At 66.2% G+C, this 11,973-nt stretch carries 11 protein-coding genes; 3 read left to right on the top strand and 8 right to left on the bottom strand.

Annotated features, from left to right (window positions below; translation table 11 throughout):
• Positions 1–159: 159 nt before the first annotated feature.
• Positions 160–1,125, bottom strand: coding sequence for a sodium:calcium antiporter (locus tag AC13FN_RS04905; protein WP_054172654.1), 966 nt, complete (start codon positions 1,123–1,125; stop codon positions 160–162).
• A gap of 74 nt (positions 1,126–1,199) precedes the next feature.
• Entirely contained in the window at positions 1,200–1,832 is a 633-nt protein-coding gene (locus AC13FN_RS04900; RefSeq protein WP_054172655.1) for a hypothetical protein, read from the bottom strand.
• Between the two features lie 125 nt (positions 1,833–1,957).
• On the opposite strand from AC13FN_RS04900, the gene AC13FN_RS04895 reads away from it, so the two are divergent.
• The gene (locus AC13FN_RS04895) at positions 1,958–2,494 is read left to right on the top strand and encodes a hypothetical protein (RefSeq protein ID WP_054172656.1); all 537 of its coding nucleotides are present in this window, start codon (positions 1,958–1,960) and stop codon (positions 2,492–2,494) included.
• 70 nt (positions 2,495–2,564) lie between these two features.
• On the opposite strand, the gene hmgA is transcribed toward AC13FN_RS04895, so the two are convergent.
• Both hmgA and hppD read right to left on the bottom strand, forming a co-directional pair.
• Positions 2,565–3,863, bottom strand: a complete 1,299-nt coding sequence (gene hmgA, locus AC13FN_RS04890; protein WP_049435702.1) for a homogentisate 1,2-dioxygenase — start codon at positions 3,861–3,863, stop codon at positions 2,565–2,567.
• 102 nt (positions 3,864–3,965) lie between these two features.
• The gene (hppD, locus tag AC13FN_RS04885) at positions 3,966–5,078 is read right to left on the bottom strand and encodes a 4-hydroxyphenylpyruvate dioxygenase (protein WP_180836308.1); all 1,113 of its coding nucleotides are present in this window, start codon (positions 5,076–5,078) and stop codon (positions 3,966–3,968) included.
• 129 nt (positions 5,079–5,207) lie between these two features.
• Between hppD and AC13FN_RS04880 the strand changes: the two genes are divergently transcribed.
• The gene (locus AC13FN_RS04880; protein ID WP_050815698.1) at positions 5,208–5,702 is read left to right on the top strand and encodes a MarR family winged helix-turn-helix transcriptional regulator; all 495 of its coding nucleotides are present in this window, start codon (positions 5,208–5,210) and stop codon (positions 5,700–5,702) included.
• Positions 5,703–6,081: 379 nt separating this feature from the next.
• A complete protein-coding gene (locus tag AC13FN_RS04875; RefSeq protein WP_049435707.1) occupies positions 6,082–7,137 on the top strand; it encodes a PDDEXK nuclease domain-containing protein in 1,056 nt (351 codons plus the stop codon).
• A 31-nt stretch (positions 7,138–7,168) separates the two neighbouring features.
• On the opposite strand, the gene AC13FN_RS04870 is transcribed toward AC13FN_RS04875, so the two are convergent.
• The 4 genes from AC13FN_RS04870 to AC13FN_RS04855 form a co-directional block, all read right to left on the bottom strand.
• A complete protein-coding gene (locus tag AC13FN_RS04870) occupies positions 7,169–8,308 on the bottom strand; it encodes a hypothetical protein (protein ID WP_049435709.1) in 1,140 nt (379 codons plus the stop codon).
• 226 nt (positions 8,309–8,534) lie between these two features.
• A complete protein-coding gene (locus AC13FN_RS04865) occupies positions 8,535–9,140 on the bottom strand; it encodes a thioredoxin family protein (protein WP_460134196.1) in 606 nt (201 codons plus the stop codon).
• A gap of 19 nt (positions 9,141–9,159) precedes the next feature.
• Positions 9,160–10,659: a peptide MFS transporter gene (locus AC13FN_RS04860; RefSeq protein WP_014038761.1), complete on the bottom strand. Its 1,500-nt coding sequence runs from the start codon at positions 10,657–10,659 to the stop codon at positions 9,160–9,162.
• A gap of 181 nt (positions 10,660–10,840) precedes the next feature.
• The gene (locus AC13FN_RS04855) at positions 10,841–11,716 is read right to left on the bottom strand and encodes a tryptophan 2,3-dioxygenase (RefSeq protein WP_019338596.1); all 876 of its coding nucleotides are present in this window, start codon (positions 11,714–11,716) and stop codon (positions 10,841–10,843) included.
• Between the last annotated feature and the right edge of the window lie 257 nt (positions 11,717–11,973).

Below are 11,973 nucleotides of genomic sequence, written 5' to 3'. Positions count from 1 at the left end.
TCCGGTAGCGGCCGACCTTGGTCGGCGCTTTGTTTTCGCGAGTGCCAACCAAGGTCGGCACCCACCAGGTGATCGGTGGTTGGCCCCCACCGGGAGATCGGTGGTGGGTGCCGACCGTTGGTCGGCACGGAAACAACCGCATCCACGCATGGCGTGGATCTACAACGACGGGGCGCCGACCAGCAGCAGCTCCAGCACGAACCAGCCGACGAACGCGACCAGCAGGATTGCGCCCTCGCCGCGGCTGATCTTCAGGTCGCCACGCAGCATCGGGTACAGCACCAGCGCGAACGCCAGCAGCGCCGGCAGTTCCAGGCGCACGAACGAGGCCGGCAGCGCCAGCGGCTGCAGCACCGCCATCGCACCGATCACCAGCAGCAGATTGACCACGCTGGAACCCAGCACGTGGCCCAGCACCATGTCGCCATGCCCGCGACGGGCGGCGGCGATGGCGGTGGCCACCTCCGGCAGTGCGGTGCCGATCGCTACCGGCAGCAGGCCGACCAGCAGGGGCGTCCAACCCAGGGCTACGCCGAAGTCCGCCGCGGCCCCGACCACCAGGCGTGCGCCCCAGTACAGGGCCAGCGCGGCGATCAGCACCCGCAACACGTTCAACGGCAGGCTGGTGCGGCTCAGTGCGGATTCGGCAATGGCCGCCTGCACCTCGGCGCTCTCGCCGCGGCCACGGCGCAGCAGCAGCACCTGCACCACGATGAAGCCGGCCAGCAGTACGCCGCCCTCCCAGCGTGCCAGGCCGCCATCAAGACCGAACAGGATCAGCAGCACGCCGGCCGCCAGCAGCGACCACCACAGCACCGTCTGCAGGCGCGCGCGCAGCAGCAGTGGCGCAGCCATGGCCGCCGCGGCCAGGGTCAGGCCCAGGTTGACGATGCTGCTGCCCACCGCGTTGCCCAGGGCCAGCTCCGGTTGGCCCACCGCCAGCGCGCGCGCATTGACCGCCAGTTCCGGCAACGAGGTGGTTACCCCGAGCAGCAGCAGCCCGGCAGTGAACGGGCTGGCCCCGAAACGTTGGGCCAGGCCGGACACGGCCTTGACGATGGAGTCCCCGCCCAGCGCCAGCAGCAGCAGGCCGAGCAGGAACCAGGCAATGGCAATGGCGATCATCGAGCACTCCCCCCAGCAGTGGTGGCGCGATTCTACGCTTGGCCCGCACGCGCGGCTGGGCCGTGGATCAAGGATCAGCCACACCCTTCCGCATAATCGACCTGCGGGGTCTGCCCGACGCGCCAGGCACCCACCCGGCCATCGGCACCGAGCGCGAAGTCGATCACCGCCCCGCCCTCCTGCGCCGGGCGAACGCGCAGGTGCTGGGCCTTCTCGTCGTACTTGTCAGGGCCGACATCGGCCCGCTCCGGGTACAGCACCTGCAGCTCACCCAGGGTCATGCCGACCTTGCCGCCGCCTGGTGCGGTGATGGCGGCGCTGCGCACGTCGTAGCGCACCAGCTTGCGGCCTTCGATCATCAGGCGCGGGTCCTCGGCATCCTGCGGGCGCAGGAAGTAACAGCCATCGTTGCCATCGTCAGCCGCCAGCGGCTTGCCGGCGGCATCGGTGCCCAGCCCCTGCAGGGGCTTCCCGAAACCGCTGCGGACTTCGGCAATGCCAGCGCCCAGCTTTACGCCGGCGAAGCCATCCAGCTGCGCCGGGCTGTCGGTGCGAGGATCGGCCGGCGACTGGGTCGCCAGATCGGCATCAGCTGTGGCAGCAGCCGGCGTAGCGCCCTTGGCCGAGGCATCAGCAGGTGTCTCAGGCGTGCGGTTGCAAGCGGCAAGTGACAGCAACAACAGACCGGCAATCGGAAGGTGCTTCATCGGTGCGGTTCCCTGGCACGAAGGTAGCTGCACGCTAGCGCAGCACACGTGCAGATGCTGCATTGTCATCGCGGTTTCATCGCCTTCGTTCAGGCTCGGCGAGCACCGACCTGGCTGTCCCTTCCATGCAACCGCGCAAGACCGATCTCGCCCGAACCGCGCTGCAGGCCCACCGCGCGCCGCTGGACATGCGCCAGCGCCGGCTGCTGATCCTGTGCGACGGCCAGCGCACCGTTGCCGACCTGACCGGCCTGCTCGGCCAGGAAGCACCGGCCATGGTCATCCAGCTGGTGCAGGCGGGATACCTGAGCACCGGCACTGGCGCCACAGCCCCGGCACCGTCGCCCGCAGCCGCGGTAGCGTCGGTGCCCACAGCACCGGCAGCGGCGCCTGCTGCACCCGCGATCGAACGTCGCCGCTCGCTGGTGGCCGCGCGCATCTACGTGCTGGGCATATTGGAGATGCAGCGTCACCCGCAGGCGGCAGCACTGTTCCGCGACCTGCAGCAGGCGCGTGCGGAAGAAGAGGTGCTGCAGCGGCTGCAGTCAGCGATGCAGATGCTGCCCGGGCTGACCTCGGAGGGCTATTGCCAACGCGTGCGGCAGCGCCTGCTGGAGGCGTTGCCGCTGGAGCATTGCGACGCGTTCGCGGCCACGGCCTGAAAAAAGGGGACGGAGGGGATTAAGTCGTTTGTGGCACAAACGACTTAATCCCCTCCGTCCCCTTTTTTGATCAACGGAAGTTGTTACGCAGGCCGTTCCAGCACTGCTGGTAATCGCCCTGGCGGTGGCCGGCGGCCAGCGCCTGTGCGGTCGGGCGGATCACCGCACGGGTCTCGAACATGAAGGCCATCGTGTCCTTGATCACATCGGCCTTGGACAGATCGGCGTTGGAGGCCTTGTCGAAGGTCGGTGCATCCGGACCATGGCCGCTCATGCAGTTGTGCAGCGAGGCACCGCCGGGCACGAAGCCTTCGGCCTTGGCGTCGTAGGCGCCATGCACCAGGCCCATGAACTCGCTGGCGATGTTGCGGTGGAACCACGGCGGGCGGAACGTGTTCTGCGCCACCAGCCAACGCGGCGGGAAGATCGCGAAGTCCATGTTGCTGGTTCCCGGCGTGTCGCTGGGCGAATGCAGCACCAGGAAGATCGACGGGTCCGGGTGGTCGTAGCTGATCGATCCGATGGTGTTGAAGCGACGCAGGTCGTAGCGGTACGGCGCGTAGTTGCCGTGCCAGGCCACCACGTCCAGTGGCGAATGGTCGATCGGCGCACGCCACAGTCGGCCTTCGAACTTGGCGATCAGTTCGAAATCACCATCAATATCCTCGAACGCCGCGTGCGGGGTTTCGAAGTCGCGCGGGTTGGCCAGGCCGTTGGAACCGATCGGGCCGAGGTCGGGCAGCTTCAGCAACGCACCGTAGTTCTCGCAGATGTAGCCGCGGCTCGGGCCATCGGGCAGTTCGACGCGGAAACGCACGCCGCGCGGAATCACCGCGATCTGCTGCGGCTCGATCTCGATCACGCCCAGCTCGGTCAGCAGGCGCAGCGCGCCCAGCTGCGGCACGATCAGCAGTTCACCGTCGGCGTCGTAGAAGTAGCGGCCGACCATGTCGCGGTTGGCCGCATACAGATGGATGCCGACACCGGCATGCGCGTCGGGTGAGCCGTTGCCACCCATCGTGTACAGGCCCTCGACAAAGTCGGTCGGCAGCTCCGGCAGCGGCAGCGGGCTCCAGCGCAGCTGGTTCGGCGAGGCCGGCTGTGCGCCGAAATCACACTGCAGCTGCGACTGCGCAAATGGAGTGAACTCGCCATGGGTCACCGCCGGGCGGATCCGGTACAGCCAGCTGCGGCGATTGCTGCCGCGCGGCGCGGTGAAGGCGGTGCCGGTCAGCTGCTCGGCGTAAAGGCCGTGCGCCACCTTCTGCGGCGAGTTCTGCCCGACCGGCAGCGCGCCGGCGACGGCCTCGGTGGCGAATTCGTTGCCGAAGCCGGACTGGTAGCCGCGGGCGGTGATGGCGGGGGACATGGGGGCTCCTGGGTACGGCGAGATCGGAACGGAAAGCAGCCGAGCATGGCCCGGCTCTACAGATGGGCAGGCGCCGGGACTGGCCCGGCGCTACCGATGACCTTACAGCACGCCGCGGCGGATCTGGTCGCGCTCGATGCTCTCGAACAGCGCGGTGAAGTTGCCTTCGCCGAAGCCTTCGTTGCCCTTGCGCTGGATGATCTCGAAGAAGATCGGGCCGATGCAGTTCTGGGTGAAGATCTGCAGCAGCTTGCGCTGGTGGGTTTCCGGATCGGCGTCGATCAGGATCTTGTTCTTCGCCAGGCGCGGCACGTCTTCACCGTGGTTCGGCACGCGCTGGTCGATCACATCGAAGTAGGTCTCCGGCGTGTCGAGGAAATCCACGCCCTGCGCGCGCATGGCTTCAACGGTCTCGTAGATGTTCTCGGTGAAGCAGGCGATGTGCTGGATGCCCTCGCCCTTGTACGCGTCCAGGTACTCGTTGATCTGGCTCTTCGGGTCGGACGATTCGTTCAGCGGGATGCGCACGATGCCGTCCGGCGCGGTCATCGCCTTGGACACCAGGCCGGTCTTCAGGCCCTTGATGTCGAAGTAGCGGATCTCGCGGAAGTTGAACAGGCGCTCGTAGTAGTCCGACCACTGCTGCATGTTGCCGAAGTACAGGTTGTGGGTCAGATGGTCGATGAAGGTCAGGCCGAAGCCGAACGGGTGCAGGTCGGCACCGGCGATCGGCTCGTAGTCGCCGTCGAAGATGCTGCCGGCCGCACCGTAGCGGTCGACCAGGTACAGCATGCAATCGCCGATGCCCTTGATGACCGGGGCGCTGACCGCCTTGCTGTCCGGCTTGAAGGCGATGGCTTCGGCACCGTTGCCCAGCGCGGTCTGGTAGACCTCCTGGCCCGGCTTCTTGAAGCGGATGGCGAAGCCGCAGGCGCACGGACCGTGCTTCTCGGCGAAGTCGGCGGCGAACGAATCGGGGTCTTCATTGACCAGGAAGTTGACGTCGCCCTGGCGATAGACGGTAATCGGACGCTGCTTGTGCTTGAGCACCGCGCTGAAGCCCATCTTCCGGAAGTACTCGTGCAGCTCCTGGCCACGGCCGGCCGGGGCGGCGAATTCGACGAACTCGAAGCCGTCGATGCCCATCGGGTTCTCGAAGGTGGTGACCTGCATGCCGGGGTTGGGGTGCGAGGCGGTCGGGACTGCGGTATTCATGGCGTGGCTCCGAATCGGTACCGCATCGGTACAAACCAGGTGCGGGCAGGTAGGGACCCGGCGAGAATGCAGGGTCTGGACCTACCCCTTATAGTTACACTTGAAACCACCAGCAAGGTGCACCGCAACATGAGCCCCGCCGATCCCGCCTCGACCCGCCTGCGTGCCTCGCACGTCCTGCTCGACCTGGAACAGTTCCTGCCGTACCGGCTGAGCGTGCTGTCCAACCGGGTCAGCGGCAACATCGCCAAGCTATACGGCGATCGTTACGGTCTGGCGATTCCCGAATGGCGGGTCATCACCATCCTGGCGTTGTACCCGGGCTCCTCGGCCAGCGAGGTCTCCGACCGCACGGCGATGGACAAGGTGGCGGTCAGCCGCGCTGTGGCCCGCCTGCTGGAACGCGGCTTCATCAAGCGCGAGACCCACGGCGACGACCGCCGCCGCTCGGTGCTGGCGCTGTCGGCAGCCGGCTTCGAGGTCTACGAGACCATCGCGCCGATGGTGATCGAGATCACCCGCAAGCTGATGTCGGTGCTGAGCGAGGAGGAGGAGCAGGTGCTGGAAAAGCTGATCCTTCGCCTGGCCGGTGACGGCCTGGAGCGGATGGGCGAAGGGGTCTGAAAGAAAAAGGGGACGGTGGGGATCAAGCCGTTTTGGGCCCCAAGTCGCGGGAGCCGACCCTGGCCGGTAGCGGAACAGCGGCTGGGCGATTGTCGTCCGCCACCTTTGATCTGACGGGACCCGCTCTTTGGCGGGCTGTGGGCCGGCCACAAACAAGGCCATCGGACACATTCACTTCCCGCAGAACCCGTCCTGAAGTGTCGCCCTCGCCCGGCGGCATTTCCGCATTGGCCTGATACGGCCCGTTTCCGCGAGGCTGGTGTATCGAAACGGGCTGTTCCAGTGAGTTCTCCTATTGGACTGTCCGTGTGTACGGCCTGACGGTAAGCGTTCAACGGGTATCAGCCCGGCCATGGATCCACATCGGACGGGCTCCCTCATGGATGACTCGCGTTCAACGCTGCCGCATGGCCAGGAATTGCTGGCCGATCTCAGAGAGCTGATCTGCGCGGCGCGCAGCAGGATGCACAGGACCATCAACACCGAGCTCACTCTGTTGTACTGGCGAATCGGGCGTCGCATCCATGTGGACCAGATGGCTGGGCGACGTGCGCGCTACGGAGAGGTCCTCTTCCCCCGGATAGCCAAGGCGCTGTCCGCCGAGTTCGGTACCTCCTTCGGTGAGAAAAGCTTGCGCAGGATGGTGCAGTTCTCCACTGCATTTGCAGATGAGCAGATTGTCGTATCGCTGATACGACAATTGAGCTGGACCCACTTCATCGCGCTGATCCCACTGGCGGATCCGCTCAAGCGCGACTTCTATGCGCAGATGGCCGCCACCGAGGGCTGGAGTGTGCGCACATTGCGCCAACGCATCGATTCGATGCTGTACGAGCGCACGGCGCTTTCCAGTCAACCCGAGCAGACCATCGCCGATGAGTTGGCAGCACTGCGTGGCAACCAGCAGCTGTCTCCGGGGCTGGTACTGCGTGATCCCTACGTACTGGATTTTCTTGGCCTGAAGGACAGCTGGGATGAGCAGGACCTTGAAAGCGCGATCCTTCGCGAGATGCAGGGCTTCCTGCTCGAACTTGGCACGGGTTTCAGTTTCGTCGCCCGCCAGAAACGCATCCAGATCGACGGTGATGACTTCCACCTGGACCTGCTGTTCTACAACCGCCGCCTGCGCAGGCTGATCGCCATCGAACTGAAGATCGGCGAGTTCAAGCCCGCCTACAAAGGGCAGATGGAACTCTATCTGCGATGGCTGGACCGCTACGAACGTGAGGACGGCGAGCAGGCGCCGTTGGGCATCATCCTCTGCACAGGGAAGAAGGCCGGCCAGATCGAATTGCTGGAGCTGGACCGCTCAGGCATCCATGTTGCGGAATACCTGACCACCTTGCCCTCTCGTGAGGTCCTCAAGCAAAGATTGCAGACCGCCATGGAGCGGGCCAGGCAACAGCTGCAGACCGCGGCACCCAGCTCCCTGTAGATCCACGCCGTGCGTGGATGGCGCCCACGCCTCAGCTCAGATGCTTGCGGCGCGCATGGATCCACGGCACCGCCAGCGCGGCAATGGCACCGCCGGCGAAGCCGAGCGAGGCGGCAACCGTGGCCGCTTCGACTGCCCCCGGCAACGCCAGCGCCGCAGCCACCAACAGCAGCGACGGCAGGCCGACGAAGGTGCCCAGGAAGAAGTGCCAACGCGGCGACCAGGTGTTGAGCTGCAGCAGGCTGACCGGCTGCCAAGCATCGGATGCGGCATCTTCGGCGATCTTCGCCACGGCCTTGGCCAGATCTACTTCCGGCAGCGCGCGCCCCTGCCGTGCGGTGGCCAGCAGCTCGGCCACGGCCTCCACCGGCGGGAAGCTGGACGGCCACGCGACGGGGGCCGGCACGCCGTAGGCGGTCAGCAGCGGCACACTCAGCCACGGCGCCACCAGCGGGCGCATGCGGCGGCGACCGTGCACGCACCAGATCTGCGGCTGGCCGTGCGCCGTGACGCTGTACAGCGCCAGTTCGTTGGCCGGCGGATAGCCGAGCATGGTCACTCGCGCCGCCAGGCTGTCCTGGCCCATCGCGCGCAGGAAACCGGGGCGGCTGCGCCCCTCCTGCATCCACGCCAGGCCGAGTGCACCCACCAGATAGGCCTCGGCCACGTCCTTGCTGCCGGCGGTGGCGCGTTCGTCGCTAGCCAGGTACCAGGCCAGAGATTTCGGTTCGGACACATCGTCCAGGCCCCAGCGGCTGTCGTCCCCCAGCACATGGCGCACTGGCAGGCGCGCGGGCGCGGTCTCGCCACGCTCGCCCGGCTGCAGGAACGGCAACACGCCCTGGATGAAGGTGGACAGTTCGATCGCACGCACGCCATGGCCCTGCCATTCCGGCGGCAGCAACCCGGCCAGCTGGCCGTCGGCGGCCAATGCATCGAGCCGTGATTTCTGCTCGACCAGTTTCTGCACCGCACCCTTCAACACCACGTTGTCGGGCAGCGCGATCTGCGGCAGGCGATGGCGCGGCGGGGCCAGTTCAACACTGTCCTCGCCGGTACCGGCGTCATCCAGCAGCACCTCCTGCGGCGGCAGGGTCACACCCTCGCCTGCTTCGCCTTCGGCCAGAGTACTGGCAGGTTCGGGCAGTCGTTCGGCGTGGTCGCTGTGCATGGGCGTTCCGGTAGGTTGCATCGACGGGGCGTCGACTGAGGTCCTTGCCGGTAACGGCGTACGTGCGGTGAAGTTGAGATGCCGATTCGAAGAGTGTGACGGCGCGCGCAGTAGATCCGCGCGGGGCGTGGATGCGCCACAGTGCCGACCAACGGTCGGCACCCACCGGGTTGGTGGCCAGCAGATGGCATCCACCAGAGCATGCCGGCCAGCGGCCGGCACTACCCTATTCCGGTTTGTCAGGTGCCCACTGCTTGAGGAACGCGGTCACGCGCGCGGGCTGGAAGGTTTCGCCCTTGCGCAGTTCACCCGTCGCCTGCGATACCAGCAGGCCGCCATCGGCGTCGAGCACCAGCAGGTACGGGTAGTCGCGCTCCATCACCGGGTAGTGGGCGAAGAAGGCGGCGTTGGGTTGTTCGTCGCTGGCGTTGACCTTCACCCACACGTAGTGGGCATCGCGGAAGCGGCGCAGGTCGCCGTTGCCTTCCACCACTTCGTCCAGCGCCCGGCAGCGATCGCAGGCGGCGTTGCCGACCTCGAGCAGGATGCGCTTCTTGCCGCGCTGGGCTTCCACCTTGGCGGTGGCCAGATCATCGGCGGGGTTGCGGGCCGGGTCGAACTGCGCGCCGAGACCGGCGATGGCGGCGATGTCCGCCGCCACCGGGGTGTTGCCCGAGGCCACCGGTTCGCTGGGGTCAGCGACCGGTGGCTCGGTGGGTCGGGTATCCAGGGGCTGCGTAGGCTCGGCGGCGGCAGGTGGTTGCGGTTGGGAACAAGCGCCGATCAGCGCCGCACAGACCACCACTACCGCAGTACCGAGCTTGCTACGCATGCCTTCTACCCTCTCATCATTACTTGACGCCGTGCATCAGCTTGTTGATCAGCGGGGCGACCAGGAACAGCACCACGCCGGAGCCGATCAGGGCCCAGAACCCGAAGGTATACCCCTTCAGGGCCGACTCGACCGTCATGCCGCCTTCACCACTGACCACGCCAGCGAAGATGCCCGACAGGTTGTTGCCGATGCCGGTGGACAGGAACCAGCCACCCATGCCGAAGCCGACCAGGCGCACCGGGGCCAGCTTGGTCACCATCGACAGGCCGATCGGCGACAGGCACAGCTCACCCACCGACTGGATGACGTAGACCATGAACAGGGTCCAGAACGGGATCTTGCCGTCCACGACCATCTGCGACAGGGCGAACATCAGCAGCGCGAAGGCGGCACCGTTGAACAGCAGGCCCAGGCCGAACTTGCGCGGGATGGACGGATTGGCGCGACCCATGGCCACCCAGATCCAGGCGATGATCGGGGCCAGGGTGATGATCGCCACCGAGTTGACCGACTGGAACCACGCGGTCGGGAACGTCCAGTCGCCGAACTGGCGGTTGACGATGTTCTCGGCCAGGAAGGTGAACGAGCTGCCGGCCTGTTCGAAGAACATCCAGAACATCACGTTGAAGGCGAAGATGATCAGCATGGCGATCACGCGGTCGCGCTGCACCTTGCCCTCGCGGATGCCCTCGACCAGCAGCAGGATGGCCAGGGCGGTGAACATCGCACCCAGGATCCAGGCCAGCGCGGTGGCGCCGGTGGCCAGCAGGAAGTACGCGACCGGAATGGCGACCACGGCACCGGCCAGCACCATGATGATGCGGCCGAAGCCTTCAGCGCCGGCCGGCGGTGCACCGATGCCCTTCAGGCCGGCGCGACCGATGTAGAACCACACCAGCGAGATCAGCATGCCCACGCCCGAAGCGATGAACACGACCTTGTAGGACGGCATGGCATCGGTACCGAACACCTTGCGGGCCAGGTACTCGGTCAGCACCGGGGCGATCATCGCGCCGATGTTGATGCCCATGTAGAAGATGGTGAAGCCCGAATCGCGGCGCTCGTCCTTCAGGCCGTACAGCTTGCCGACCATGGTCGAGATGTTGGGCTTGAACAGGCCGTTGCCGACGATGATCGTGGCCAGGCCGAGCTTGAAGATGTGCTCCTGCGGCAGCGAGATCATGAACAGGCCGGCGGCCATGATGATCGCGCCGGTCAGGATCGATCGCTGATAGCCCAGGACCCGGTCAGCCACGTAGCCACCGAAGATGGCTGCGGCATACACCAGGGCCAGGTAGGCGCCGTAGATGCGGCTGGCGTCGCCTTCACCGGCAGCGCTGCCGTTGTAGAACTGGGCAACGATGTACAGCACCAAGGCCCAGCGGATGCCATAGAACGCAAAGCGCTCCCAGAACTCGGTCATGAACAGCATCCACAACGGGCGCGGGTGGCCCAGCGTGGTCTTGAAGTCCGGCAGCGCCGGCTCTGGGGTGTTCGCAGTGGCGTTTACGCTCATGCGTGTTTCCTGGTTCGGTGGATGACGAGCACGTCCGCTGTGCAGTTGGAGCAACGCGCGAGGATCACCGACTTCTGGCGTTCACGTCAAATACACGCCGTTTGAGGCAGGTGCCGGCCTGCTCGCTGAACTTGCATCTGAAACGATCCAGCCAGTGGCCGGGATCCAAGCTGAATACGGATCAGCCCTGTGCTGACGGGGGCCCGGCCTGCAGGCTGGTGCGCACCTGGAACAGCTCGGGGAAGAAGGTCAGTTCCAGCGCCTTGGCCAGGAAGCCCACCCCGGACGAGCCGCCGGTGCCGCGCTTGAAGCCGATCACCCGCATCACGGTGCGCATGTGTCGGAATCGCCATAGCTGGAAGGCGGTCTCCAGGTCCACCAGGTCCTCGCACAGCGCGTACTCGCGCCAGTAGCGGTCGGTGTCCTGGTAGATGCGTTCGAAGACCGGCTGCAGTGCGTCGTCGGCCACATGCGGCTGGGTCCAGTCGTGGTTTTCATACACGGCCGGTACGGCGTGGCCGAAGCGGGCCAGGTACTTCAGGAACTCCTCGTACAGGCTGGGCGCCTCCAGCACGGTGCGCAGCTGCGCCTGTCCGGCCGCATCGTGCTCGAACACCTGCAGCATCTGCGCGTTCTTGTTGCCCAGCAGGAACTCGATGTAGCGGTACTGCAGCGACTGGAAACCCGACGACGGGCCCAGCACGTCGCGAAAGCCCATGTACTCGGACGGGGTCAGCGTTTCCAGCACCGACCACTGCTCGGTCAGCTGGCGCAGCACCTGCTTGCTGCGCGCCAGCACCTTGCGGCACTGCCAGACTTCATCGCGCTGCAGGAAGCCGATTGCGGCGCGCAGCTCATGGCCCAGCAGCTTCAGCCACAGCTCCGAGGTCTGGTGCTGGATGATGAAGAGCATCTCGTCATGGTGCGGCGGGTTGGACAGCGGCTGCTGCGCGCTGAGCAGCTGGTCCAGCCGCAGGTAGCCGCCGTAGGTCAGGCGCCCCTGCAGGTCGGTGTGGATGCCGGCTTCGAGATCGCGTTGGTTGTTGTCGACGGACATGGGCGGGACCAGATCGGGGGCGGCAAGGGTAGCGCGTTGCCGCCGCGCTGGCAGCCGCCGGGCCCATACCCGGGCGTGCGGTTGGCCGTGGAGCATCGGCCGATCCCGGGCCTGCGCGTGGAACCGTCCAGGCCGTTGTACTGGCGGTCAGCCAGAGGGGTATTCTGATGCTTTGCAGCAACGACTGAATACGTTGTTGTTATTGGCCCCCCACCCGCCGGCAGGGGTAAAACGGGGAATCGCCGTGTTGCGGCGCA

Source organism: Stenotrophomonas sp. 115C5, assembly GCF_056861055.1.
The sequence above is the reverse complement of the archived record's forward strand: the minus strand, read 5'-3'. Positions and strand labels throughout refer to the sequence as shown.

What these genes read in the sequence shown, in the direction of transcription:
- AC13FN_RS04905 (WP_054172654.1), bottom strand. Translation starts at nt 1,125, where the DNA reads ATGATCGCCATTGCCATTGCCTGGTTCCTGCTCGGCCTGCTGCTGCTG.
- AC13FN_RS04900 (WP_054172655.1), bottom strand. Translation starts at nt 1,832, where the DNA reads ATGAAGCACCTTCCGATTGCCGGTCTGTTGTTGCTGTCACTTGCCGCT.
- AC13FN_RS04895 (WP_054172656.1), top strand. Translation starts at nt 1,958, where the DNA reads ATGCAACCGCGCAAGACCGATCTCGCCCGAACCGCGCTGCAGGCCCAC.
- hmgA (WP_049435702.1), bottom strand. Translation starts at nt 3,863, where the DNA reads ATGTCCCCCGCCATCACCGCCCGCGGCTACCAGTCCGGCTTCGGCAAC.
- hppD (WP_180836308.1), bottom strand. Translation starts at nt 5,078, where the DNA reads ATGAATACCGCAGTCCCGACCGCCTCGCACCCCAACCCCGGCATGCAG.
- AC13FN_RS04880 (WP_050815698.1), top strand. Translation starts at nt 5,208, where the DNA reads ATGAGCCCCGCCGATCCCGCCTCGACCCGCCTGCGTGCCTCGCACGTC.
- AC13FN_RS04875 (WP_049435707.1), top strand. Translation starts at nt 6,082, where the DNA reads ATGGATGACTCGCGTTCAACGCTGCCGCATGGCCAGGAATTGCTGGCC.
- AC13FN_RS04870 (WP_049435709.1), bottom strand. Translation starts at nt 8,308, where the DNA reads ATGCACAGCGACCACGCCGAACGACTGCCCGAACCTGCCAGTACTCTG.
- AC13FN_RS04865 (WP_460134196.1), bottom strand. Translation starts at nt 9,140, where the DNA reads ATGCGTAGCAAGCTCGGTACTGCGGTAGTGGTGGTCTGTGCGGCGCTG.
- AC13FN_RS04860 (WP_014038761.1), bottom strand. Translation starts at nt 10,659, where the DNA reads ATGAGCGTAAACGCCACTGCGAACACCCCAGAGCCGGCGCTGCCGGAC.
- AC13FN_RS04855 (WP_019338596.1), bottom strand. Translation starts at nt 11,716, where the DNA reads ATGTCCGTCGACAACAACCAACGCGATCTCGAAGCCGGCATCCACACC.